Here is a 24602-nt window from a genome sequence, read left to right as displayed (position 1 = left end):
CGCAGGTTCCAAAGTCGGCGGCTTTGGTCTAGACCTGTCACAAACTCACAATATGTGAAGGACCGACATGACCGCGGAAGACGGGAAGAAACAGCTTTTGCATCTGGTGTTCGGCGGCGAACTGAAGAAGCTTGGCGGCACGGAGTTCCGCGATCTCGACGGGCTCGACATTGTCGGTATCTATCCGGACTATCAATCCGCGCACACGGCGTGGAAGGCCAAGGCGCAAGCCAGCGTGGACAATGCCCATATGCGTTATTTCGTCGTTCATCTGCACCGTCTGCTGGATCCCGACAGCAAGGTCGTCGGTTGACTTCGATGGAGCATGACCTGGCGAAAGGGCCAGCGAGCGAGGCCGCGCCCACCGGCAGGGGCGGCAGCCGCGCGACCAAGGCGTTCTGGCGCAAGGTGCGTGAACCGCTCGCGCAGTCGCGATTCGTCAAGAACGCCATTGCCAGCCTGCTCGCGCAGTTCGTGCGGCTAGTTCGCCTGACCAGCCCCCTGGTCGCCGGATCTGCGCGCTTTTCGGGCGGCGCCTATGCCGAATTCGAGCCCGGCATCATCGCTTTGTGGCATGGCCAGCATCTTTTGACGCCGGCCTATTATCCCAAGCGCAAACCGCTGGTCGCCATGGTGTCGCGCAGCGCCGATGCCGAGCTCAACGCGTTGATGCTGGAGAAATTTGGCATCGAGGCGGTGCGCGGTTCCGGCGGGCGCGACAATGCCAGGCATCTCGACAAGGGTGGGGCCAAGGCCCTCATCGCCCTCAAAAAGTCGCTCACCGCAGGCAAGAACGTCGCCATGATCGCAGACATTCCGCACGGCACGCCGCGCGACGCAGGGCTCGGTATCGTTCTCCTGGCGCGCCTCTCGGGCAGGCCGCTGCTGCCTGTCGCCATCGCCACCAGCCGCCGCAAGGTGCTGGAAAAGAGCTGGGACAAGACAACCATCAACCTGCCCTTCGGCCGTTCCGCCGTGACCATCGGCGCGCCGATCTTTGTCGCGGCGGATGCCGACGACGCCGAAATGGAGCGCAAGCGCCAGGAAGTCACGACCGCGCTCAACGCCGCGACGGCCGAGGCCTACCGTCTCGTGGATGGCCGGCGATGAGCGGTCGCTGGGCGCGCGCCATGCTGACGGCATACCGTTTCGCCGGTGCCGCGGCCTATCCGCTGGTCGGACCGTACGTCGCTTGGCGCACCTCGCGCGGCAAGGAAGACCGCAACCGCCGCCGCGAGCGCTACGGCGTCGCCGGCCGCCCGCGCCCCGAAGGGCCGGTGATCTGGATCCATGCCGCGAGCGTCGGCGAGACCATAGCCGTCGTGCCGCTGGTCGAAAGCATCCTCGACTATGGCGTCAACATCGTGCTGACGACCGGCACCGTGACATCGGCCCAGGTTGCCGACGAGCGGCTCGGCGACCGCATCATCCACCAATATGTGCCGCTCGACCTGAAGCCGGCGGTCAGCCGGTTCCTCGATCACTGGCGGCCGGACCTGGCGATCATCGCCGAATCCGAGATCTGGCCGATGACCATCCTCGAGCTTGGCGCGCGCCACGTGCCGCAGGTGCTGGTCAATGGCAGGCTGTCCGACCGCTCGTTCACCTCGTGGAAGAAGCGCGCCAACATCGCCGAGGCGCTATTCGAGAACCTTGCCCATGTCGTTGCCCAGTCCGATGTCGACGGCGAGCGTTTTCGCGCGCTCGGTGCCCGGCCGGTCACGGTGTCGGGCAACCTCAAGGTCGACACCAACCCGCCGCCGGTCGACGAACGGGTACTGGCCAGTTTGCAGCGGCAGATCGGTGGCCGACCGACCTGGGCGGCGATCTCGACCCATGACGGCGAGGAAGTGGTCGCGGCGGAGGTCCACGCGACGCTGCACAAGCGTCACCATGGCTTGCTGACGATCGTCGTTCCGCGCCACCCCGATCGCGCCGAGGCGCTTGCCGCGCAGATTTCAGGCATGGGGCTGAAGGTCGCGCGGCGCAGCAAGGGCGACCGTATCGGGCCGGACACCGATATTTTGCTCGGCGATACGATCGGCGAGATGGGGCTCTATCTTCGGTTGACCGAAATCGCCTTCGTCGGCCGCTCGCTGACCTCAGAGGGCGGCCAGAATCCGCTTGAGCCGGCCATGCTCGACACCGCGGTTCTTGCCGGGCGCAATGTGCAGAATTTCCGTGAAGCCTATCAGCGCCTGATCGACAGCGGCGGCGCCAAGCTGGTGCGCGATCGCGACATGCTGGCCGGCGCCGTCAACTTCCTTTTGACCAACGAAGTGGCGCGTCACGAGATGATGGCGGCGGGGATCGCGACCGTCGATGAGATGCGCGGCGCGCTGGCGCGCACGCTGAAATCGCTCGAGCCCTACATCCAGCCGCTGGTCGTCAAGTCGCGCCTGAAGGGCGCCAACGGGCGCTAACGTGGCCTCCGAAGCACCACCATTCTGGTGGGAAGAGCCGGACTGGAAAGTCCTGGCGCTGTCGCCGCTGTCGGCCGTCTATGCGCTTGTTGCCGGTCGCGGCATGCGGCGGGCGCGGCGCGAGAAGATCGAGGCGCCGGTCCTGTGCATCGGCAATTTCACCGTCGGCGGCACCGGCAAGACGCCGGTCGCCATCGCGCTCGCGCAACAGGCCAAGCGCATGCATCTCAAACCCGGTTTCCTGTCGCGCGGCCATGGCGGCTCGTTTGCCGAGCCGCATGTCGTCGATTCCCACCACGACAGTGCCAAGCATGTCGGCGACGAGCCGTTGCTTCTGGCCGAACACGCCCCGGTTGCGGTGACACCGAACCGCGCCGCCGGCGCCCGGCTGCTGTTGGAAAAGCACGGCTGCGATTTCCTGATCATGGATGATGGTTTTCAGAGCGCGCGCATCCATATTGACTACGCGCTGGTCGTGGTCGATGCCCGCTACGGCATCGGCAATGGCCGCGTCATTCCGGGCGGTCCGCTTCGGGCCAAAATCGTCGACCAACTGGTCTTTACCAGCGGGCTGTTGAAAATGGGCGAAGGCAGCGCGGCCGACGCCGTGGTGCGCCAGGCGGCGCGCGCAGGCCGGCCGATCTTCGAGGCCCATACGGAGCCAAGCAGCAAGGCGGGGCTTGCCGGCAAGCGGTTCCTCGCCTTCGCCGGCATCGGTCATCCCGACAAATTCTTCGACACGGTGCGCGAGGCCGGCGGTGAGGTGGTTCTCCCAAAACCCTTTCCGGACCATCATTTCTACGCCGAGGATGAGCTGGCCGAACTGGCGACGACGGCGCGCGCCGAAGGTCTCGGGCTCATCACCACGGCCAAGGACGCTGCCCGGTTACGCCACGGCGCCTCACAGGATTTTCTCGACAAACTCGAGGTGCTGGAAATCGATACGGTTTTCGAGCTCGACCACGTGCCCGAACGCATCATCGAGGAAACGCTCGATGCCTGGCGCCAGCGCAAGCTGCGGGGTTAGCTACGCTTTCGCAGCTCCGGATGCATCTCGATTTCCCGGCGCAGCGAAGCGGTGGCGCTGGCGTAGGGCTCCTGCCTGGCGACGCTCCAGTATTTCAGCTCATCCAAGGGGATGTTTTCCCCAGTCACCGCGCAGCGCACGAACGAGCCGGGGCTGGTGACCTGGAAATCGCCATCGAGGTAGCGGATGCGGGCTTCCTTGCCGCCCGGGCCTTCGAAACGGTTCATCATGCGGTGGTGCCGAGGTTCATGCAGATTTCATCGCCACAAATCGCCGGCCAGGTCAAGCTTGCGACAAGCCTCGGACAATGCTGAGGCGCTAGGACACGCTGAAAAGCGCTTTTATCGGGGGCATGATGGATATTTCTTCCGCCCGCCTGGCTTCCTTGCTCAAGGAGGCGATGACGCCGCAACCTGTGCCGTTGGCGAAAGCCGATCCGGTCAGGACGGCGCTGGTCAGGGAACTGGTCCAGCCCGCCGCGCCCTCTTTGTTTGCCCAACGCGCGGCGCCCGCTTTGTTGGCGATGCCCGCAGCACCGATGGCGGTCAAGTCGCAGCAGATTGCTTCTTCCGGCATCGTCGAGGCCTATCAGGCCCAGCTTGAGGCGAGGGACGAGGCGGTGTTGGCAACGGTCGTGACGAGGAGAGCTGAGCCGCAAGCCGAAACGCAGCGTGGCGCCTTGCCGCCCTCGGCAACGGCCAATGACAACGCTCCCGTCAGGGCCGCGGGGGTGTCCTTGCTGTCGTTCATCCCGCCACAGGCGCCAGTCCCGCAAAACGCCGCTGCCCTGGCTACGCCGGCGGGACGGCGAAGGCCTGCCAGCCAATCCCACGCGGGCACCGAACCCCGAGGGCCTGCTGGTGAGGATCGGCTTTGTCTCGATCATGACCGGTTTGTTGGCAACCATGATCTTTGGGTTCGTTCTGCTGTTGCTTCGCTGAGCGTCGAATCGGGGATAGGCCAGCAGACCTATCGCTCGGCTTCGATGAACGCCTCGATGTTGTCCGGCGCCAATCCGGCCTGCTGCGCAATGCGGCGGGCGAGGTCGGCCGCGGCAGTGCGTGGCCGTCCCAGCGGCCGGTCGAGCCAATAGGACACCGGATTGAGCGCGGTGCGTTCGTCGACCGCGGTGATGCGGCCCGACTGCAGCTGATGCCCGGTCAGCGGCGGACGCGCCAAGGCGATGCCGAGCCCATAGGCGGCGGCATCCAGCACCAGATTATAGTCCTCGAATCGCCGGTCCTGCGGGCGCGGGCGATAGTCCATGCCTTGCGCCGCGAACCAGGCACGCCAGCCGGAGGCATCGGAATCGTTGATCAGCGGAAATTTGAGCAGCCGGGCCGGGTCGCCGCGGCCGATCTCGCGTGCCAGTTCCGGCGAGGCGACGGGAAAGACATGCTCCTCGAAAAGTTTTACCGAAATGCGGCCCGGAATGCCGCCGCGGCCACAGCGGATCGACAGGTCGATGCCTTCATCGGCAAGGTCGGCCTGGCGGATGTCGACATCGAGCACGATGCGCAGCTTGGTGGGATTGTTCTCCAGTGCCGCCATGCGCGGCATCAGCCACAGCCCGCTGACCGAGGGGATCGAGGTCAGCCGGACCACCGCCGTGCCGCGCGGCTCGACCCAGCGGTCGGAATGGCTCGATATCAGCGCGAAAGCTTCCGCCGTGCGCAGATGCAACCGGTTTCCTTCGATCGTCAGCGAGACGCCACGCGCGCCGCGGTCGAACACTTTCAGCCCGAGCCAGTCCTCGAGCTTGGCGATCTGCCGGCTGACGGCGCCATGGGTGATGTTGAGTTTTTCGGCCGCCGCCGAAAAACTGCCCGTGCGCGCCGCCGCGTCGAAGGCGCGCAAGGTTTCGAGCGGCACCATTGTGTCCGAGCTGTGATCCATAGTCACAGGTGATCCTCGATTTGGTCGTTTGTCAACAGGCTGGAAAAGGCGTTTTGTGCGTTTCAGGACGCAAGAGCACGAGGATAGTGAGATGAGCGCGATGACGGGCACGTTGAAACAGACACAGCGCATGGACACCACGGCCGCCATCGCCGTGGCGCTGACTGTGGTCGGCTGGGCGTCCGCCTTTCCCGCGATCCGCGCCGGCCTCGCAGCCTTTGGGCCGCTGGAACTGGGCGCCCTGCGCTTTGCCATCGCCGCGGTGCCGGCGGCGATCTTCCTTGCCGTCAAGCGTCCGGCGCTGCCCAGGCTCGACGAGGTGTGGCGCCTCGTCTTTGGCGGGGCAATTTTCGTCGCGCTCTACACTGTCATGCTCAACTTCGGCGAACTGACTATCTCGGCCGGTGCCGCCGGCTTCATCATCAATGTCAGCCCGATCTTCACCGCCATCATGGCGATGGCTCTGCTCGGCGAACGCTTTTCAAGGTGGGCCTGGGCCGGTACAGCGATATCCTTCGCCGGCATCGGGGTCATAGCGATGGCAGACGGGAATGGCCTGCACTTCAATGCCGGTGCGCTGCTGGTTCTTGGCTCCGCGCTGTGCTCGGCCGTCAACACCATCGTCCAGAAGCCGCTCTTTGCCCGTCATCACCCGCTGACCATCTCGGCCTCGAACATGATCCTTGGCGCACTTTGCCTGTCACCGTTTCTGCCAAGCGGCTTTGCACAGGCTGCAGTTGCCAACACCGCCGGCCTCGGCGCCGTGATCTTTCTCGGCATCGTGCCGAGCCTGATCGCCTACGCCGCCTGGGCGACGGCCCTGTCGCGCCTGCCGGCAGCGCGCGCATCGAACTTTCTCTATCTGGTCTCGCCGATGTCCGCCCTGATCGGCTTCTTCTGGCTGGGCGAAGTGCCGACGCTGCTCGGCATCCTCGGCGGTGCGCTGGCGCTCGGCGGCGTCATCGTGGTGAATTTGAAGAGGTAGAATAGAAGGTTGGAGGCGTCTGCAGACTCAAAGTGGAAACCGTATCCGCCGGCATGCAGACACCCAGAGGAAGGGCCGTTATGGTGAGCCGCTTTCACTGGGGGACGGAATGGGAAAACGGCTCATATCGGCACTCTTTTGCGTTTTGTTGCTGACCGGGGAAGCCGTCGCGGGCTGGTATCAGGTCGAAAACTACGAAGGAACCGTCGGGCCTGATCCGGTCCATCTGTCGCTGCAGAGATATGACAGTTTCGGCAGCGGCATTACCGTCGAGGGAAGTTACTTTTACAACGCAAAGCAGAGGCCGATTGCCCTGTACGGCACCGTCAACGGCACCAAAATCTCGCTTTGCGAGATCGCGGACGACAAGGAATTCGACCGGGTCTTGGTGATGGGATCAAAGACGCCAGTCGATACCGCCGGCTGCCCGTTTACTCTCGATGTCAACGCGGACGGCGCGTCGGGAAGCTGGAGCAAGGGCGCCGACAAATTGCCCGTCCTTCTCAAGAAGGTCGCGAGCTTCGATGACACTGGCGACGCAAAGATCGACGGCACCGTCGAGATACCCTTCTGGGCGGAGACCGCCGCCGACAGGTTCGCCGGCGTCTACGCGAACACCAGCGCCGGCATCTGCATGACGAAAATGCAGGTCATCAAAAAGAGCAGCGGCAAGATCGTCCAGCAAATCCGCTTCGGCGACGATGATTGCAACGCAGGCATGCTGATGACGCCCATCTACATGAATGTCCAGAAGGGGGTGGAGCACGGCAAGGACATCATTTCCGTGAATTTTCGCGGCGCCGGCGCCGGCTACACGACGGACTATGTCTTCAATCGCACGACCCGGAAATATCAGCAGAAGAAGTAACGGCGTTGCCCATTGGCCGTTACCGCCGCCCGAACAGCCGCTCGATATCCGCCAGCTTGAGCTCGATATAGGTCGGGCGGCCATGGTTGCAGGTGCCCGAACCCGGCGTGGCCTCCATCTGGCGCAGCAGCGCGTTCATCTCCTCGGCCTTGAGCAGGCGGCCGGAGCGGACAGAGCCGTGGCAGGCCATGGTGGCGGCGATCTTGTCCAGCCTTTCCCTGAGCGTCTCGACCGTGTCGTTGTCGGCGATCTCGTCGGCGAGGTCGCGCACCAATTGCTGGACATTGGTTTCGCCAAGCATCGACGGCGTCTCGCGCACGGCAACGGCGCCCGGGCCGAAACGCTCGATGCCGAGCCCGAAGCGAGCCAATGTTTCAGAATGCATGGCTAGCCGCTCGGCATCCTCTTCCGGCAGATCGATGATTTCTGGCAGGAGCAGCATCTGCGAGGGCACGGGGCGCGAATGCAGGGCGTTCTTCAGGGCTTCGTAAACCAGCCGCTCATGCGCCGCGTGCTGGTCGACGATGACGAGCGAATCCCTGGTCTGGGCAACGATGTAGTTTTCATGCACCTGGGCGCGGGCCGCACCGAGCACCGTGCCGAGCAACGTCTCAGCCGCCTCGCTCTGCCCGGCGCGTGCATCGGCGCTGGCGAGCTCTCCGGCATCGAACGCCGCCTGGCCGGGTTCACCAAACCCGCCGTGCCTTGCGCCGGCGCGTTCAAAGCCCGCACCTTCGAATTGCATGTCGAGCGGCCGCTGCGGCGAGCGCGCGGGGTCGAAGCCGGTGGAGCCGGACGCGCGGTACGCTGCTTCGTAGCTGCGGTGGCCGTTGGCCGGGCCGCCATGGTTATAGGAGGCGGCACCTGGCCGGAATGCCGCCATCATGCCGGCGGCGCCCGTGGTGGCCGAACGGATGCCGGCATCGGCCAGTGCCTGGCGGATGGCGCCGACAATCAGCCCGCGCACCAGGCCCGGGTCGCGGAAGCGCACATCGGCCTTGGCCGGGTGGACATTGACGTCGACGATGGCCGGATCGAGAGTCAGGAACAGTACCGTCACCGCGTGGCGGTCGCGCGGCAGGACATCGGCGAAGGCGCCGCGAATGGCGCCGGCGATCAGCTTGTCGCGCACCGGCCTGCCGTTGACATAGGCATATTGCTGCAGCGCATTGGCGCGGGTGAAGGACGGGATCGACACATGGCCGGTCAGGTGCACACCTTCGCGCATCGCGTCGATGGCGATGGAATTGTCGGGAAACTCGGCCCCCATCACCTGGGCGACACGGCGCAAGCTACCCTCCGGACTGTCGTCGGTTGCCGGCAATTCCAGCGTCGAGCGGTCGGAGCCGGCGAGCGTGAAACGCACGGCGGGGAAGGCGATGGCGATGCGCTTGACCACATCGCTGGTCGCCGAGCTTTCGGCGCGCTCGCCCTTCATGAATTTGAGCCGGGCGGGCGTGGCAAAAAACAGGTCGCGCACCTCCACGGTCGTGCCGCGATTGGCCGCCGCCGGCCTGACGGGGAGCACGCGGCCACCCTCGATGCCGATCTCCGCGGCGCTGTCGCCCAAAGCCGTGCGCGACCGGATCGACAGTCGCGACACCGAGCCGATCGACGGCAGCGCTTCGCCACGAAAGCCGAGCGAGCGGATGTCGTTGATATCCTCGGCGAGCTTGGAGGTGCAGTGGCGCGCGATGGCCAGCGACAGCTCCGGTTCGGGGATGCCCGACCCGTCATCGGTAACGCGGATCAGGTTCAGACCCCCGCCAGCGGTGACAACCTCGACGCGTGATGCGCCGGCATCGAGCGCATTCTCGACCAGTTCCTTGACCACGCTCGCCGGACGCTCGATGACTTCGCCGGCGGCGATCTGGTTGATCATCGTTTCGGAAAGCTGGCGAATGGGCATTTCGTGATTATAGGCGGATTCGAGACGTGTGCGGAAGCTTTAGATGCCTTCACAGACGATGGGGACGTTGGCGGGACGAATCGCTGCGATCGCAGTTGCGCGATGGAGCGGCATCACGCCTGCGCCACCAGCCAATCCCTTACCTTGCGCGCATTGTCGCTGAGTTCGCGGTTCTTCGGCCAGATGACGTAGAATCCGATGCCGGTCCTCAGCACATGATCCGTCACCGGCACCAATAGTCCTGATGCCACGAGGCGCTCGACCAGATGTCGCCAGCCGAGCGAGATGCCTTGTCCCTCCATGACCGCCTGAATCACCAAGGCATAATCATTGATGCGCAAGCCGCGCTCGGCATTACGGAGGCTGGTTCCTGCGGACGCGAACCATTCGTCCCAGTTCGGGGCCTCACGGTAGGGCTCCTCGAGATGGATGAGTCGGTGTGTCGCCAGTTCCTCGACGGTTTTCGGCAGCCCAAACTTCGCCAGATAGTTGGGGCCTGCGACCGGGAAGATCTCCTCGTCGGAGAGCGACAGCGAATGATAGTCCGGCCAGTCGCGCGGCACGCCGCCGCGCACGCCGAGCGGGATGCCCTCGGCGATAATGTCGAGGTCGCGGTCGGCGGTCTGGATGCGTAGATCAACGCCAGGCAGTTCGTCGCGGAATTGCTGCAGGCGCGGCATCATCCAGAACGAGCCAAAGGCGGTCGAGGCGGCCAGCGTGACATGGCCGCCGCTCGCCTGCAGGCGCAGATCCTCCGCCGACTTGCGGATATGCGACAGCCCGAGCGAGACGTCTGCGTGGAAGCGCTCGCCGGCCTCCGTCAGGAGAACCTGGCGGTGGCGGCGCTGGAAGAGCTTGGCGCCGAGCTGCTCCTCCAGCCCGCGCACGGCGTAGGACACGGCCGCCTGCGTCATGCCGAGCTCGCGCCCGGCGGCGGTGAAGCTCGACAGCCGTCCGGCTGCCTCGAAGACGATGAGGCTGCCGGCGGAGGGCAGCAGGTGGCGCAGGCTTCGCATAAGCAGAGTTTATACAAGAGATCAGGATTTTCCAGCGTCACAGCTATATTTCGTCTCGCTAAGTTGACAGACTGTTGGAGGATGAGTTGCCATGAATGCACCGGCCGTTGCAGTGACCGAACACGCCAACCGCAGAAGCGGCGGCCGCCTGGGGCGCAAGGCGATACGCGGCGCACCCATAGCCTCGTTTCCGACGCTGGTGCGCCAGATTCCTGCCTATCAGATGGTTCCGGACGAGGCGGTGGAGCTGATCCACGAGGAATCGCTCTTGATCCTTGAAGAGGTGGGCTGCGAGTTCCGCGACGATGAGGCGATCGCCCTGTGGAAGGCGGCCGGTGCCGATGTCTCCGAGACGCGCGTCCGTATCGACCGTGCACTCTTGATGGAACTTGTCTCCAAGGTCCCGTCGGAATTCACCCTCAATGCCCGTAACCCCGAGCGTACCGTCCGCGTCGGCGGCAAGAACTCCATCTTCGTGCCGATGTATGGCGCGCCCTATGTGCGCGACCTCGACAACAACAGGCGTTACGGCTCGCTCGCCGACCTCAACAATTTCCACAAGCTTGCCTACATGGCGCCGGCGCTGCACTCGTCGAGCTCGGTCATCTGCGAGCCGATGGAAATTGCGGTGCCGAAGCGTCACCTGCACATCATCCATTCGGCGCTGAAGCATTCCGACAAGCCGTTCATGGGCATCGTCACCTCGAAGGAACGCGCCGAAGACACGATGGCGATGGCCGGCATCGTGTTCGGCGAGGACTACGTCCGAGACAATCCGGTGCTGGTGTCGATCACCAACTGCAACTCGCCGCTGGTGTGGGACGCCACCATGCTGGACGCCATGAAGGTCTACGCGCGCAGCAACCAGCCGCTGATCTTGGCGCCCTTCGCGCTGTGTGGCGCCTCGACCTCGGCCTCCGCCGTCGGCGCGGTCGCGCAGGTCAACGCAGAAGCGCTGGCCGGCATCGCCTTCACGCAGCTGCTGCGTCCCGGCTCGCCGCAGATCTACGGCCAGTTTATGGTGACCGTCGACATGAAGACTGGCGCCCCGATGGGCGGCACGCCGGAGGCCGCCCAGATGATGTATCTGATGGGTGCGCTGGCGCGGAAATATAAACTGCCGTGGCGCACCTCGGGCTTCCATGTCGGCTCGAAGCTCAACGACGCCCAGGCCGGCTACGAGGCGAACATGCTGATGCATGCCGCTATCCTTGCTGGCGCCAACTATATCTGGCACTCGGCCGGATGGCTGGAGGCGGGGCTCACTTGCGGCTATTCGAAATTCGCCACCGACTGCGAGCAGCTTGTCGGGTGGTACAAATATGCCGGCGGTCTGCCGTTCGACGATTTCAAGGAAGCGATGGCGGCGATCCGCGAGGTCGGGCCGCAGGGCCATTTCCTCGGCACCCAGCACACGCTCGAACATTTCGAGTCCGCTTTCTTCATGCCCACCATCATGGACTTCAATTCGTACGAGCAGTGGAACGCCGAAGGCGCCAAGGACCACGACACGCGCGGCCGCGAGAAAGCGCGCAACATGCTCGCGGATTATGAAGAGCCGAAGCTCGATGAGAGTATCGCGGAGGGGCTGACGGATTTCATTGCGCGACGCGAGGAGGCGCTGCCAAACAGCGTCAGTTGACGCGACGGACGAACAATTAACGGGAACAACTAAGGGAGGAAAACATGACGCTCTTCAGAAGCAATGGCGACCGCGTGCCGGGCGCTATCGAGGCAATGGCGAAAGAGACGTGTGCAGGCCGCATGGACCGGCGCGAATTCTTGGCGCTGGCCAGCGCCTTCGGCGCGTCGACGGCTTTCGCCTACAGTATGATCGGTCTTGCCGCGCCGACAAAGGCCCTGGCCGATGAACCAAAAAAGGGCGGAACGCTGCATGTCGCGATGTCGGTGAAGGCACAGAAGGATCCGCGCACCTATGACTGGACCGAGATGGCAAACGTCACCCGTTGCTGGCTGGAGCCGCTCGTCCGCTACACGCACCAGTTCACTTTCGAGCCGGTGCTGCTTGAAAGCTGGGACGTCAATGACGACGCCACCGAATACACACTGCATCTGCGCAAAGGCATCACCTGGAGCAATGGCGATGCTTTCAACGCCGATGACGTGGTCGCCAATCTGAACCGCTGGTGCGAGAAGGGTGCTTCCGGCAATTCCATGGCGGCACGCGTCGGCGCGCTGATCGACACAAAGACCGGCAAGGCCAAAGATGGCGCCATCACCAAGGTCGATGACCTCACGGTCAAGCTGAAGCTGGCCGAACCCGACATCGCGATCATACCGGGCTTCACCGACTATCCGGCGCTGGTCGTGCATCGCGACTTCGACAAGGATGGCGCCGACCCGATCAAGAAGCCGATCGGTACCGGGGCTTTCGAGTTGGTGTCCTATGCCGTGGGTTCGAAGGCGGTGGTCAAGCGCCGCGAGAACGGCAAATGGTGGGGTGGCGAAGCACCACTCGACAGCGTCGAGTTCATCGACTACGGCACTGACTTCAACGCCACGCTGAATGCCTTCGAGTCCGGCGAGATCGACCTCGATTTCGAAACGCCGGCCGACTTCATCGACCCCCTCGACAAGATGGGTCTGGTGAAATCGGAGGTCGCGACGGCGACCACGCTCGTTGCCCGCACCAACATCACCCACAAGCCCTATGACGACCAGCGGGTGCGCAATGCGCTGCAGATGGCCGTCGACAACAATGCCGTCATGCAACTGGGCTATGCCGGGCTCGGCACGGTTGGCGAGAACCACCACGTCGCCCCGATCCATCCCGAATACTATCCGCTGCCCAAGAAGACGCGGGATGCCGCTGCCGCCAAGAAGCTGATGGCCGACGCCGGACAGGCCGACTTCGAGCATGAACTGATCACCGTCGAGGACGAATGGCAGAAGAACACCGGCGATGCGATCGCCGGCCAGTTGCGCGACGCCGGCATCAAGGTGAAGCGTACCGTTCTGCCGGGATCGACCTTCTGGAACGACTGGACGAAATATCCCTATTCCATGACGATCTGGTACATGCGTCCGCTGGGCGTGCAGGTGCTGGCGCTCGGCTATCGCTCGGGTGAGGCGTGGAACGAAACGGCCTATGCCAACCCGGATTTCGACGCCAAGCTGAAGCAGGCGCTTTCGCTGGCAGATCCTGCCAAGCGCAAGGAGGTGATGAAGGACGTCGAGCAGATCCTGCAGGATTCCGGCGTCATCATCCAGCCTTTCTGGCAGAAACTCTACTGCCACATGAGCAAGAAGGTGAAGAACTACGGAATGCACCAGACCTACGAAATGGACTTCCAGAACGTCTGGCTGGACGCCTGATCTAACTCCCGAGATCTTGCAATCAACCGCCGCCGGCACCTATGACAAAGGTGCCGGCGGCCCGTAAATCACTGACAGGCAATTGGCACAGGCAAAATGTCCGACGACGAGATCATCCTTTCCGAACTTTCCGACGACGAGTTGGTGCAGCAGATGCACGACGATCTCTATGACGGCTTGAAGGAAGAGATCGAGGAAGGCACGCGCATCCTACTCGAGCGGGGCTGGGTGCCCTACAAGGTGCTGACCGAGGCGCTGGTCGAAGGCATGCGCATCGTCGGCGAGGATTTTCGCGACGGCATCCTGTTCGTTCCCGAAGTGCTGTTGTCCGCCAACGCCATGAAGGCCGGCATGTTCATCCTGCGTCCGCTGCTCGCCGCCACCGGCGCACCGAAGCAGGGCAAGATGGTGATCGGCACCGTCAAGGGCGACATCCACGACATCGGCAAGAACCTCGTCGGCATGATGATGGAAGGCGCCGGCTTCGACGTCATCGATCTCGGCATCAACAACGCGGTCGAGAAATATCTCGATGCGATCGAGCAGCATCAGCCCGACATCATCGGCATGTCGGCTCTGTTGACCACGACCATGCCCTACATGAAGGTCGTCATCGACACGATGAAGGAAAAGGGCATCCGTGACGACTATGTCGTGCTGGTTGGCGGCGCGCCGCTCAACGAGGAATTCGGCAAGGCCGTCGGTGCCGACGCCTATTGCCGCGATGCCGCGGTGGCGGTCGAGACCGCCAAGGACTTCATGAAGCGCAAGCACAACGTCCGCGCTTGAGCAGGGCAGTTCGATCCAGGTTCGTGACCGAGAGTGCGGTAATGCACCGGGATGGCAAGATGGCCAGAATCGCTTGGCTCGAAGGGGCTGAGGTCCGTATGCGTATCGAGTCGATCAAAGTCTATCAGATGCTTCTGCCTGTCAAAGGCGGTGCCTACCGGATGGCTAGCGATACCGTGCAGGATCTGGACAGCACGCTCGTTGAAGTAACCACCGAGGACGGGCTGTCAGGTTGGGGTGAGACTTGCCCGGTCGGCCCTGTTTATCAGCCCCAACATGCTCTGGGCGCGAGAGCGGCAATTGCCGAAATAGCGCCTGGGCTCGTTGGTGAGGACACTACGTCCATGCGCCGCCTCGCGAAAAGAATGGACGAGCGGTTGAACGGTCACAACTATGCCAAGGCGGCCTTGGACATAGCTCTCCTCGATCTCGCCGGGCAGCGGCTGGGCGTTCCGGTTTCAACACTTCTGGGGGGTGCGCTCACCGATCGTGTGCCCTCTTACTACTCGACTATTGTCGACGCACCGGATGAAACCGCGCGTGTTGCCGTCGACAAGGTCAAGGCAGGATACCCACGGCTCCAGATCAAGATAGCCGGACGGGATCTCGAACAGGACGTCGCCACCGTGCACAAGGTATGGGAAGCGGTTGGCTTCAAGGCCCGGATAGCCGTCGACGCCAATCGTGGCCTCACCGCCGCGGCGGCGCTGCACATCGACCGGCTTTGCCAGGCAATCCCGTTCGCCTTCGAACAGCCTTGCAACACCATGGAGGAAGTCGCGAGCCTCAAGGGACGCGTTACCCACCCGGTCTACCTCGACGAGAACACCGAGGATTTGAATGCTGTCCTGCGGGCGGTTTGTTCAGGTATCGCGGACGGATTCGGATTGAAGGTCACACGCCTTGGCGGCCTTACCAAGATGGCCACGGTCCGCGACCTGTGTGCGATACGATCTCTTCCGCACAGCTGCGACGACGCCTGGGGTGGGGACGTCATCGCCGCGGCATGCGTGCATCTGGCCGCTACCGTCGAGCCGAGACGCTTTGAGGGGGCCTGGATCGCCCAGGAATACATCGAAGGGCATATCGATCCCGTAAATCCCATCGTCATCGAAAACGGGCATATACGCGTCCCGCAGATGCCAGGGCTCGGTGTCAAGCCTGAGCGCTCCCAACTCAAAACGCCGATCGCGACTTTCGGAGGCTGAGGATCCTGTGACGCGCGCGGCGATTGTATCGGGCCAGTATCGTCGGCAATTGCGAACCTCCAGAACATCTGGCTGGGCATGCGAGGCTGGCGTCCCGGGGCTTCATGAGCGGCAAAAAAGCCGGTATGCAGGATGCGTGGTGTTGATTGATTCAAGCCACCAAAAGCCGGAGATTCTGCATGCGACTGACAGTGCTCCTTGCCGCCCTATCGACAGCCTTGCCCGCAGTCGCCTTTGCCGGTCCGGCGTCCGACGCGGTCAAGTTCTTCTATGTTCCGGCGGTCAAATTCGAGGCCGACGCACAATACCGGGATCGCTTCACCGAGCCGGTGACGAAACTGTTCGATCTCAACGACCAGGCGACCAAGAAGAATCCGGACCAGGTTGCCTGCATCGACTTCGATCCTGGTCTGGATGCGCAGGATTTCGACCAGAAGACGGTCTCAAAGACGCTGAAACTGTCCGAGACGGTGGATGGCGACAATGCTGAGGTTACTGCGTCCTTCAGCCTTTTCTCGGAAGGCGATGACTCCAAACGGGAAATGGTCTGGTCGCTCAAGAAGATCGACGGCAAGTGGAAGATATCGGACATTGCTTCCAAGACCAGCAACTGGAAGCTCAGTGCGCTGGAATGCGTGGCCGGCCAGGAGTGATGCGATGGCCTGTCGCCCGGTCTTGGCGCTGTCGACGATTTGCCTGCTGGCGGGTTTGAGCGGCACGGCTGCGCAAGGCTTGTTTGGCGCGCCCCCGGCAAACGCTCCGGCCGAAGGCGCGCCCTCGGCTAGCGCTCCTGCCGACAGCGGGACGCCGCCCGCCAATGCACCGGGCGGTGCGGTGGAGCCGGCAACGCCGCCGGTTGCCTGGCCGCCCAGCGAACCTGCAGCACCCATCCAGCCGGGATCGCCGACGGCGGTGGTGCAGCCGTTCTACAATCAGGTTGGCCTGGAGATCGATCCGGCGCAGCGCAGCCATTTCACCGATCCGGCGAAAACCGTGCTCGACAAGAGCGACGCGCTGCGCAAATCCGGGCAGGGCGAATGCCTCGATCCCAACATGGCGCTGGACAATGCCGATTACGACAAGGACCAGATCGACAAGAGCCTGAAGACGCTCGAAGCGATCAATGGCGACCAGGCCAAGGTCATTGTCGCTTTCGTCGTCGCCGGCAACCCGCACCGTCTTGAATGGAAACTCAAGAAGGTCGACGGCGACTGGAAGATATCGGACCTGCTTTCGGTGACCGGCGAGTGGGCGCTCAGCCAGTATCAGTGCGAATGAGGGGCCGAGTTAGCCGCGCCCGCGATAGGGGGCCACACCGGTGTCGGGCAGCCAGGCGCCTTCCGGTGGCGCGCCGGTCTGCCAGAACACATCGATCGGAATGCCGCCGCGCGGATACCAATAGCCGCCTATGCGCAACCACAGCGGCTTGGTTGCTGTCACGATGCGGCGGCCGATCATGACGGTACAATCTTCATGGAAGGCGCCGTGGTTGCGAAATGAGGTCATGAACAGCTTCAGCGACTTCGATTCCACCAGAGCCGCATCGGGTGCGTAGTCGATGACGATATGGGCGAAATCCGGCTGGCCGGTCACCGGGCACAGCGAGGTGAATTCCGGACAGGTGAAGCGCACGATCGCCGGCGGGCCGTCGCCGCGTGAAAACGGCACGGTCTCCAGGACTGCTGCTTCGGGGCTCTGTGGCGTCTCGACGTGCGCGCCGAGCTGGGTAAGGGTTTTGGTATCGATCATGAGCGGGGTTCCTTCGAATTTGCCGCTCATTAGCATCGGATCGACAAATGCGCAGCGGTTTTCGGACAAATCCGGTGCTTGAATGGGAAAAGGAGCAGCACATGCTGCTTCACACAATTTGAAACAGCAGGAAGACGATGACCAGCAACGACCCGCTTCTCCAGCCCTACCAGCTCAAGCATCTGACGCTGAAGAACCGGGTGATGTCGACCAGCCACGAGCCGGCCTATTCCGAGGATGGCATGCCGAAACAGCGCTACCGGCTCTACCATGCCGAAAAGGCCAAAGGCGGCATGGCGCTGACCATGACCGCCGGCTCGGCGATCGTTTCGCGCGACAGCCCGGCTGCCTTCGGCAATTTGCATGTCTATGACGACCGCATCGTGCCGTGGCTGGCCGAACTCACTGAGGCCTGCCACGAGCATGACTGCAAGGTGATGATCCAGATCACCCATCTTGGCCGCCGCACGGGCTGGAACAAGGCCGACTGGCTGCCGGTGCTCTCGGCCTCGCCGGTGCGCGAGCCGGCGCACCGCGCATTCCCGAAAACCATCGAGGACTGGGACATCGAACGCATTGTCGCCGATTATGCGTCGGCGGCCCAGCGCTGCCAGGCCGCCGGCCTCGACGGCATCGAGTTCGAGGCCTACGGCCATCTGATGGATGGCTTCTGGTCGCCGGCCACCAATCATCGCGACGACGAGTATGGCGGCTCGCTCGACAACCGCCTGCGCTTCACCAATATGGTACTGGATGCCGTGCGCGCGGCGGTCGGCGAGAAATTCGTCGTTGGCATCCGCATGGTCGCCGACGAGGACTTTTCGCAGGGCCTGTCGAAGGAAGAGGGCGTCGAGATCGCCAAGCGGCTGGCCGGCTCCGGCAAGGTCGATTTCCTCAACATCATCCGCGGGTCGATCGAGAGCGACGCGGCATTGACCAAGGTTATTCCGGTGACCGGCATGCGGTCTTCGCCACATCTCGATTTCGCCGGCGAGGTGAGGGCGGCGACGAAATTCCCGACCTTCCATGCGGCGCGCATTTCCGATGTCGCCACCGCGCGCCATGCGATCGCCACCGGCAAGCTCGATATGGTCGGCATGACCCGTGCGCATATCGCCGATCCGCACATCATCAAAAAGGTGATGGAGGGCCGCGAGCACGAGATCCGCCCCTGTGTCGGCGCCACCTATTGTCTCGACCGCATCTACGAAGGCGGCGAGGCGCTGTGCGTCCACAATGCGGCGACCGGCCGCGAGGCCGAGATTCCGCACATCATCGTCAAGACCGAAGGCCCCAAGCGGAAAGTCGTCGTCGTCGGTGCTGGCGCCGGCGGGCTGGAGGCGGCGCGTGTCGCAGCCGAGCGCGGCCATCATGTCACGATCCTGGAGGCATCGTCGCAAGCGGGCGGCCAGGTGCGGCTGGCGACGCAGAACCCACGCCGCAAGGAATTGATCGGCATCATCGACTGGCGGCTGGCCGAACTCGACCGGCTCGGCGTCGAAATCCGCTACGATACCTGGGCGGAAAAGGACGATGTTCTGGCGCTGGCGCCCGATGTGGTGGTCATCGCCACCGGCGGCCTGCCGCAGAACCCGCCGCTGACAGCGGGCGACAATCTCGTCACGTCGAGCTGGGACATCATGGCCGGCAGCGTCAAGCCGGCCGAGAACGTTCTGCTCTATGACGACAATGGCGGTCATCAGGGCATGGGCGCGGCCGAGTTGATCGCCAACAGCGGCGTGAGGCTGGAACTGGTGTCGCCGGAGCGTTTCTTCGCCCCCGAAATGGGCGGCATGAACCACGTGCCGTATATGCGCGCTTTCCAGGAAAAGGGCGTCACCATCACCATCAACACGCGCCTGCGCTCGGTGCGGCGCGAGGGCAATCAACTGGTTGCGGAACTCGCTTCGGATTTTGCCGATGGCTGGCGCGGGGAGCGCAGGGTCGACCAGGTGGTGGTCGAGCATGGCACAGCGCCGCTCGACGATCTCTACCTCAGCCTCAAACCGCCGTCGAAGAATGGCGGCGCGGTTGACTACGAACGTCTGGTCAACGGTGGCGACATTTTCCCGGCACGCAATCCAGAGGCCGGCTTCGTGCTGCTGCGCATCGGCGATGCGGTCGCTTCGCGCAACATCCATGCCGCCATCTATGACGGGATAAGGTTCGGCTTGCGGATCTAACGCACGGCCCACTCAGGCCGGCATGTTGAACGGCGTGATGATCTGGATGTTGGACGCGCTTGGCGCGACCGATTTCGGCAACGCGCCCTGTGCCCGCATGATGTGGATGCAGGCCGTGCGCATGTCTTGCCTGAGATCGTGATGCAGCACGGCCGAAATGCGTCGGCTTCGCAGCAAGTCGAGATTGTCGGCGTCGAGATCGTGGCCGATGAACACCCGGCAGGGCCGTTTCAACTCGGCGAATGCCTGCACGATGGAGGCGTTTCCCCCGCCGATGGAATACACAGCCGCAATGTTTGGATGATTTTTCAGCGCGGTGCGGACCAACTCGCCCGTCGCGCGATCGATGCCGTGCCCTTCGCTGATGTCGACGATCCCAAGATCGGGAAGGTTGTCGCGCAAGGCGCGGCGAAAGCCGATTTCGCGCTCCTCCTCGCCCCGAAAGCGGTTGCTGCTCAAGGTGACCAGGACATCGGCACGACGTCCGCCAAGCCATGCGCCGATCAGATAGGCAGCCGTTTCGCCGGCGGCGCGGTTGTCGACGCCGACATAGGCCAGCCTCCGGCTGTTCGGCAGATCGGTGACCAGCGTCACAACAGGTATTCCCGACTGAACGACTCGATCCACCGCGGCTGCTATCTCCGGAATATCAGGTGCCTTCAGGAAAATACCGTTGCTGCCGCGGCGGGCAATCGCTTCGAGCAGGGAGACGGTGTTCGAAGCCGCTCTCATTTCGGCAAGGTGGTAGCGTGACCGGAACACGGCCGGGTGCAGGCCCGGCATCTCGGCCTCCAGCGCGGCGCGCACCGCCTCGGTGAAGCGCAACGGAGCTTCCATGACAAGATCGAGAATGAATTTGCGGCCGGACAAGCCGAGCTGGGAGCGCTGCGTTTCCAGGTCGCGGATCGCCTGCTCGATGCGGCGAACAGTGTGCTGACGCACGCCGCTGCGCCCATGTAGGACGCGGTCGACCGTGGCGATGCTGACGCCGGCCTGCTGGGCGATGTCCTTCACCAGGAATGGATGCGACATCAGCTGCCTCGATCAATCCTGAGGTGTTTTTGAGGTGTTTCAGCGATATGACACCTCTCAGCCGGAGCTATACTTCCGCCATCCAGTCGAAACAAGACCATGGGGAGGATGCCGTGAAGGCCGACAATTTTGCCAAGCTCAGATCCGATCGTGTCTGGCTAACCGCCGATATGTGCAGCATCGACGATTTTGCGGCGTCCACGCAACGGACCACAAATCTGGCGGACTATCCGTTCGCGTCCGAGGTGAAGAAGAACGTCCTGATCTATGACGGTGCGGCGGTGCGCGCGGCCGCTGCCGATCCGGCCCGGCGCAAGGCGCTTCTCGCCGAATGGGTCGAGGCGATGACCGACGGCCCGGGTGTCGTCGTCTTTCGCGGCGCTTTCGAAGATGTGGCTCCAGTCGATGCCGCCACCGAGGCTTTCAACACCATCATCGCCGAGGAGCGCGCGGCCGGGGCAGGCGGCGGCGATCATTTTGCCAAGCCCGGCGCCAACGACCGGGTGTGGAACGCGTTGGAGAAGCTTTGCCTGCGCGACCCCGCAACCTTTGCCGCCTATTACGGCAACGACATTATCGCGCTGATATCGGAGGCTTGGCTCGGTCCGGCCTATCAAGTCACATCGCAGGTGAACAATGTCAGGCCGGGCGGCGCGTCCCAGTCGGCGCACCGGGATTATCATCTCGGCTTCCAGACCGCATCGGTCATCGAACGCTATCCGGTGCATGTCCATCGGATTTCGCCTGTGCTGACGCTTCAGGGCGCGGTCGCTCATTGCGACATGCCGGTGGAAAGCGGTCCGACGCTTTACCTGCCTTATTCGCAGACCTATCTGCCTGGATACCTGGCAATGAACCGCCCCGAATTCCAAGCCTATTTCACCTCGCATCATGTTCAACTGCCCCTGAAGAAAGGGGATGCGGCGTTCTTCAATCCGGCGCTGTTCCACGCCGCTGGCACCAACCGGTCGGCCGACATCCAGCGCATGGCGAACCTGTTGCAGGTCTCATCGGCCTATGGCCGCGCCATGGAGAGTGTGGACCGGACCCGCATGAGCGCGGCCCTCTATCCAATTGTCCAGCGCATGCTGGGCGATGGCAGCCTGACCAGGCAAGCGGCTGAGAATGCTATAGCGTCGTCGGCGGAAGGCTATTCTTTTCCGACCAATCTCGATCGCGACCCGCCGCTCGGCGGCCTTGCACCGGAAACACAGCAGGCGCTTTTCCATCGCGCACTGGATGCAGGTTGGGAACCGGCCGTCTTCGTGGAGGCGCTCGAGAAGCAGGCGCGCCAGAAGCTGACCTGAGAAAGGCAGCTGCTGCAATTCGCACCGTTGGTGGCGCGCGGCCGAGCCTGCGTACGAGAGCCCGTGTACGTTGGCCTGACCGCGCGCCCGCACGTCATTGGCTCGATGCCAGACGACGTACGGTCTCGTGAGCTGGTGCTGCGTCTCAGAACATCCTGGCGACAGCCATGCACAGCACCGTGATGGCCAGCAGCCGCGCGGCGATGCGTTCGCCCGTCGCCATTCTCGCGCGCAGTTGCGTTTCGATTTCCGCATTGGCGCCGGCAAGCCGCCGGCTGGGCGCCCTGACCATGGCGCCGAGAACGCCGGCGGCGGCGAAGGCGGTCAGAATGCCAAGCGCCAGTACCATCTCCGTCGAGCCAAAATAGGCGCCGTGGAAGAAATACCACAGCAGCGCCCCGGTCAGGAAAACCATGCCGGCGGCGCCCAACTGTGGCCGGATGAAGCGCTCGGCCCGGATCTCGGGATCGCGCGCCAGCGTGACCGTGGTGCCGGCCCAGAATACGCCTGCCAGGACATGAAGACCGATGACCACGATGTAGACATATTGCATGCCGGCTCTCCTCGCTCGCCTGATGGTGCGCTAACAGTTAGATATCTAACTGTTAGATGTCAATGTATAAGAAAGGAGTCAGTTCCATCTGGGAAAAACACCGTCTAGAGCGGTTCACGCCTTGATGTAATCGACGGGGATTCCGGATTTGTGGGTTTTGTGATTCAAGATGCTGGCTGGAGTGGAGGCCAGCATCTGATGACTCGACCTCTTTCCAATGATCTTCGCGAGCGGGTTGTGGCTGCGGTTTTGGGTGGCGAGAGCCGCAGGTCGGCCGCCAAACGGTTTGGCATTTCGATTTCAGCCGCTGTGAAGCTGTTGCAGCGCCATGAGACGACGGGCTCGGTGGCACCAGGCAAGATGGGTGGACATCGTAAGAGGGTGCTGGAGCCGCACCGTGCCTTCATCGAGGCACGCATACGTGAGATGCCGCATCTGACACTGCACGGTCTGAAGGATGAGTTGGCCGGTCGCGGGGTCAAGGTCTCGCACAATGCGGTGTGGCTGTTCCTGCGCCGCGAGGGCCTGAGCTTCAAAAAAAACGCTGTTCGCCCTCGAGCAGGCGCGGGCTGATATTGCCCGCAGGCGCCAGCGATGGCGATCCTGGCAGAGCGGCCTCGATCCGCAGTGCCTGGTCTTCATCGACGAGACCTGGATCAAGACCAACATGGCTCCGCTGCGAGGTTGGGGGCCGAAGGGCAAGCGGCTGCGCGGCCTGGCTCCGCACGGCCACTGGCGCACGCTGACCTTCCTTGGCGCGCTACGCTGGGATCGGCTCGCGGCTCCTTGCGTCTTCGACGGACCGATCAACGGCCAATGCTTTCGCGCCTATGTCGAGCAGCAGCTCCTCACCGTGCTGAAGCCTGGCGACATTGTCGTCATGGACAATCTCGGAAGTCATAAATCGACAGCCATCAGGCAGATGATCAAGGCTGCCGGCGCCAGGCTTTGGTACCTGCCGCCCTACTCTCCGGACCTCAATCCGATCGAGCAGGCCTTCGCCAAGATCAAACACTGGATGCGCCAAGCTCAGAAACGCACCATCGAGGACACGTGGCGCCACATCGGCCACCTCGTCGAAACCATCGAGGCAGCCGAATGCAAGAACTACTTCGTAAATGCCGGATACGCTTCCGTCAAAACGTGAAAGGCTCTAGTGTCCAGCAATGACGCCTTTTGAACGCCCGCCAGTCGGCATGAATCTCGGCCGCACCGCCAAGCTTGTTGCGCAGGCCTTCGACGCCGCTCTAGTCGAGGCCGGCGGTACATTGCCGGTCTGGCTGACGCTGCTGTCGGTTAAGTCGAATGGGCTAGCCAATCAGCGCGAGCTCGCCAGCATGATCGGCATCCAGGGCGCGACGCTCACCCACCACCTCAACGCGATGGAGGCGCAGGGCCTGCTGACCCGGCGCCGCGATCCCGTTAACCGCCGGGTTCATCTGGTCGAATTGACGGAGGCGGGAGAAGCGCTGTTCGAGACATTGCGACAAGCCGCACTTGTCTTCGACAGGCGGCTTCGAACAGGACTGCCCGACGATCGCCTGGCCGAGTTTGCACAGGTGCTGGCGGCATTGCGGGACAATGTGGAAGGCTAGGAAAGCCGTCCCATGGGCTCAGTTGTCATAGCCCGGAATCGCTCCAAAAGCATAATGGCGCAGTTTTAGCGCAGTGATCAGGTTGGTCAGCTGCGTCTTGCCGTCAAACCTGTCCTGGAACATCTCGTCATGCATCAAAAGGATCAGCTTGCCCGGCTTGGCGAAGTGACCATAGCCGAACAGATGATCGATTTCGCTGACCAGATGATCGACGCTCTGGACCGGCTCACCGCTGTCCTTGTGCACCCATTCATGGTCCCAGCCATAGAGATAGAAGCCGGAAGCCGCGACGAACTCGTAATCGGGATCCTCACGGCCGGCTTGTGCCTGCCCGAGCGAGTTGTCGTTCTTTGACATCGAAGGCAGCCGGAACACATCGCGCCCCGGCAGGCGCGCATGCACCGCGGGCTTCAGGCCCAGCACGGCATTCGCCATGAGCATGTCGGCAACCACCCCTTCCGTGTCGCTGTAGAAGTGCCGGTAGTGATTGTAGGCGTGGCTGTAGCTGTGGTTGCCGATCGTCACCAGCGGCATCGCCTTGGCGCGCCGCACCAGCGCTTTGTTGGATGCACTGGCCTCGGCATGCATGCCGACCATGAACAGCGTTGCCGGAACCTGCTCTGCCGCCAACACGTCGAGAATGTTGCTGGTGCCGTTCAGCGGGCCATCGTCGAAGGTGAGATAGATGGTGCGATCCGCCCCGTAGGCCGGCCATGCGGACATCAA

The 24602-nt window shown here is 63.2% G+C and carries 25 protein-coding genes; 16 read left to right on the top strand and 9 right to left on the bottom strand.

Translation table 11 applies throughout. From position 1 onward, the window contains the following. Window positions 1-67 precede the first annotated feature (67 nt). Genes DBIPINDM_RS39730 through lpxK form a run of 4 tightly spaced genes read left to right on the top strand, consistent with a single transcriptional unit; the run spans window position 68 to window position 3450 of the window. Complete coding sequence (locus DBIPINDM_RS39730; RefSeq protein WP_027054955.1) at window positions 68-313, top strand: DUF4170 domain-containing protein; 246 nt, start codon at window positions 68-70, stop codon at window positions 311-313. A gap of 5 nt (window positions 314-318) precedes the next feature. Beyond that, the gene (locus DBIPINDM_RS39725; protein WP_258584473.1) at window positions 319-1110 is read left to right on the top strand and encodes a lysophospholipid acyltransferase family protein; all 792 of its coding nucleotides are present in this window, start codon (window positions 319-321) and stop codon (window positions 1108-1110) included. Next, window positions 1107-2423 carry a lipid IV(A) 3-deoxy-D-manno-octulosonic acid transferase gene (waaA, locus tag DBIPINDM_RS39720; RefSeq protein WP_258584472.1) on the top strand — a complete coding sequence of 439 codons (1317 nt, stop codon included), beginning with the start codon at window positions 1107-1109 and terminating at the stop codon, window positions 2421-2423. The genes DBIPINDM_RS39725 and waaA overlap by 4 nt, the downstream gene beginning before the upstream one ends. Before the next feature lies 1 nt (window position 2424). Continuing rightward, window positions 2425-3450 carry a tetraacyldisaccharide 4'-kinase gene (lpxK, locus tag DBIPINDM_RS39715; RefSeq protein ID WP_258584471.1) on the top strand — a complete coding sequence of 342 codons (1026 nt, stop codon included), beginning with the start codon at window positions 2425-2427 and terminating at the stop codon, window positions 3448-3450. Here the strand turns inward: lpxK and DBIPINDM_RS39710 are convergent. The 3 genes from DBIPINDM_RS39710 to DBIPINDM_RS39700 all read right to left on the bottom strand — a co-directional run bounded on the left by DBIPINDM_RS39710 (window position 3447) and on the right by DBIPINDM_RS39700 (window position 5346). After that, window positions 3447-3680 (bottom strand): DUF2093 domain-containing protein, encoded by a 234-nt coding sequence (locus DBIPINDM_RS39710; protein ID WP_258584470.1) that lies wholly within the window; start codon window positions 3678-3680, stop codon window positions 3447-3449. The two genes, lpxK and DBIPINDM_RS39710, sit on opposite strands and share 4 nt — an antisense overlap. Window positions 3681-3768: 88 nt before the next feature. Beyond that, a complete protein-coding gene (locus DBIPINDM_RS39705) occupies window positions 3769-4026 on the bottom strand; it encodes a hypothetical protein (RefSeq protein WP_258584469.1) in 258 nt (85 codons plus the stop codon). Window positions 4027-4419: 393 nt separating this feature from the next. Further along, window positions 4420-5346 (bottom strand): LysR substrate-binding domain-containing protein, encoded by a 927-nt coding sequence (locus DBIPINDM_RS39700; protein ID WP_258584468.1) that lies wholly within the window; start codon window positions 5344-5346, stop codon window positions 4420-4422. A 91-nt stretch (window positions 5347-5437) separates the two neighbouring features. On the opposite strand from DBIPINDM_RS39700, the gene DBIPINDM_RS39695 reads away from it, so the two are divergent. Further along, window positions 5438-6331: a DMT family transporter gene (locus DBIPINDM_RS39695; RefSeq protein WP_258584467.1), complete on the top strand. Its 894-nt coding sequence runs from the start codon at window positions 5438-5440 to the stop codon at window positions 6329-6331. Between the two features lie 109 nt (window positions 6332-6440). After that, window positions 6441-7199, top strand: a complete 759-nt coding sequence (locus tag DBIPINDM_RS39690; RefSeq protein WP_258584466.1) for a hypothetical protein — start codon at window positions 6441-6443, stop codon at window positions 7197-7199. Window positions 7200-7218: 19 nt separating this feature from the next. On the opposite strand, the gene mutL is transcribed toward DBIPINDM_RS39690, so the two are convergent. Then, on the bottom strand, window positions 7219-9108 hold the full coding sequence (gene mutL / locus DBIPINDM_RS39685; RefSeq protein ID WP_258584465.1) for a DNA mismatch repair endonuclease MutL: 1890 nt from the start codon (window positions 9106-9108) through the stop codon (window positions 7219-7221). A gap of 113 nt (window positions 9109-9221) precedes the next feature. Then, complete coding sequence (locus DBIPINDM_RS39680) at window positions 9222-10124, bottom strand: LysR substrate-binding domain-containing protein (RefSeq protein WP_258584464.1); 903 nt, start codon at window positions 10122-10124, stop codon at window positions 9222-9224. 91 nt (window positions 10125-10215) lie between these two features. Here DBIPINDM_RS39680 and DBIPINDM_RS39675 point away from each other — a divergent pair, with 91 nt between their 5' ends. The 6 genes from DBIPINDM_RS39675 to DBIPINDM_RS39650 all read left to right on the top strand — a co-directional run bounded on the left by DBIPINDM_RS39675 (window position 10216) and on the right by DBIPINDM_RS39650 (window position 16735). Next, the gene (locus tag DBIPINDM_RS39675) at window positions 10216-11766 is read left to right on the top strand and encodes a trimethylamine methyltransferase family protein (RefSeq protein ID WP_258584463.1); all 1551 of its coding nucleotides are present in this window, start codon (window positions 10216-10218) and stop codon (window positions 11764-11766) included. Between the two features lie 44 nt (window positions 11767-11810). After that, the gene (locus tag DBIPINDM_RS39670; RefSeq protein WP_258584462.1) at window positions 11811-13460 is read left to right on the top strand and encodes an ABC transporter substrate-binding protein; all 1650 of its coding nucleotides are present in this window, start codon (window positions 11811-11813) and stop codon (window positions 13458-13460) included. 96 nt (window positions 13461-13556) lie between these two features. Continuing rightward, complete coding sequence (locus DBIPINDM_RS39665) at window positions 13557-14249, top strand: corrinoid protein (protein ID WP_258584461.1); 693 nt, start codon at window positions 13557-13559, stop codon at window positions 14247-14249. Between the two features lie 98 nt (window positions 14250-14347). After that, on the top strand, window positions 14348-15457 hold the full coding sequence (locus DBIPINDM_RS39660) for a mandelate racemase/muconate lactonizing enzyme family protein (protein ID WP_258589454.1): 1110 nt from the start codon (window positions 14348-14350) through the stop codon (window positions 15455-15457). Between the two features lie 179 nt (window positions 15458-15636). Next, a complete protein-coding gene (locus tag DBIPINDM_RS39655; RefSeq protein WP_258584460.1) occupies window positions 15637-16110 on the top strand; it encodes a YbjP/YqhG family protein in 474 nt (157 codons plus the stop codon). Between the two features lie 4 nt (window positions 16111-16114). Then, window positions 16115-16735: a hypothetical protein gene (locus DBIPINDM_RS39650; protein WP_258584459.1), complete on the top strand. Its 621-nt coding sequence runs from the start codon at window positions 16115-16117 to the stop codon at window positions 16733-16735. A gap of 9 nt (window positions 16736-16744) precedes the next feature. Here the strand turns inward: DBIPINDM_RS39650 and queF are convergent, their stop codons facing one another. Beyond that, window positions 16745-17206, bottom strand: coding sequence for a preQ(1) synthase (queF, locus tag DBIPINDM_RS39645; RefSeq protein WP_258584458.1), 462 nt, complete (start codon window positions 17204-17206; stop codon window positions 16745-16747). A 137-nt stretch (window positions 17207-17343) separates the two neighbouring features. Here queF and DBIPINDM_RS39640 point away from each other — a divergent pair, with 137 nt between their 5' ends. Continuing rightward, complete coding sequence (locus DBIPINDM_RS39640; RefSeq protein WP_258584457.1) at window positions 17344-19389, top strand: NADH:flavin oxidoreductase; 2046 nt, start codon at window positions 17344-17346, stop codon at window positions 19387-19389. A 12-nt stretch (window positions 19390-19401) separates the two neighbouring features. Here DBIPINDM_RS39640 and DBIPINDM_RS39635 read toward each other — a convergent pair whose 3' ends face one another. Further along, window positions 19402-20421, bottom strand: coding sequence for a LacI family DNA-binding transcriptional regulator (locus DBIPINDM_RS39635; RefSeq protein ID WP_258584456.1), 1020 nt, complete (start codon window positions 20419-20421; stop codon window positions 19402-19404). A gap of 113 nt (window positions 20422-20534) precedes the next feature. Here DBIPINDM_RS39635 and DBIPINDM_RS39630 point away from each other — a divergent pair, with 113 nt between their 5' ends. After that, a complete protein-coding gene (locus DBIPINDM_RS39630; protein ID WP_258584455.1) occupies window positions 20535-21728 on the top strand; it encodes a phytanoyl-CoA dioxygenase family protein in 1194 nt (397 codons plus the stop codon). A 145-nt stretch (window positions 21729-21873) separates the two neighbouring features. On the opposite strand, the gene DBIPINDM_RS39625 is transcribed toward DBIPINDM_RS39630, so the two are convergent. Continuing rightward, entirely contained in the window at window positions 21874-22281 is a 408-nt protein-coding gene (locus DBIPINDM_RS39625; RefSeq protein WP_258584454.1) for a hypothetical protein, read from the bottom strand. 198 nt (window positions 22282-22479) lie between these two features. Here DBIPINDM_RS39625 and DBIPINDM_RS39620 point away from each other — a divergent pair. Next, window positions 22480-23428, top strand: a protein-coding gene (locus tag DBIPINDM_RS39620) for an IS630 family transposase (protein WP_258584453.1) whose coding sequence is annotated in 2 segments (ribosomal slippage) — window positions 22480-22815 and window positions 22817-23428 — 948 coding nt in all. Because the reading frame shifts where the segments join, the coding sequence is not laid out codon by codon here. 19 nt (window positions 23429-23447) lie between these two features. Next, window positions 23448-23876 carry a MarR family winged helix-turn-helix transcriptional regulator gene (locus DBIPINDM_RS39615; RefSeq protein WP_258584452.1) on the top strand — a complete coding sequence of 143 codons (429 nt, stop codon included), beginning with the start codon at window positions 23448-23450 and terminating at the stop codon, window positions 23874-23876. 18 nt (window positions 23877-23894) lie between these two features. On the opposite strand, the gene DBIPINDM_RS39610 is transcribed toward DBIPINDM_RS39615, so the two are convergent. After that, on the bottom strand, window positions 23895-24599 hold the full coding sequence (locus DBIPINDM_RS39610; protein ID WP_258584451.1) for a polysaccharide deacetylase family protein: 705 nt from the start codon (window positions 24597-24599) through the stop codon (window positions 23895-23897). Between the last annotated feature and the right edge of the window lie 3 nt (window positions 24600-24602).

Source organism: Mesorhizobium sp. AR02, assembly GCF_024746835.1.
GTDB lineage: Bacteria > Pseudomonadota > Alphaproteobacteria > Rhizobiales > Rhizobiaceae > Mesorhizobium.
The sequence above is the reverse complement of the archived record's forward strand: the minus strand, read 5'-3'. Positions and strand labels throughout refer to the sequence as shown.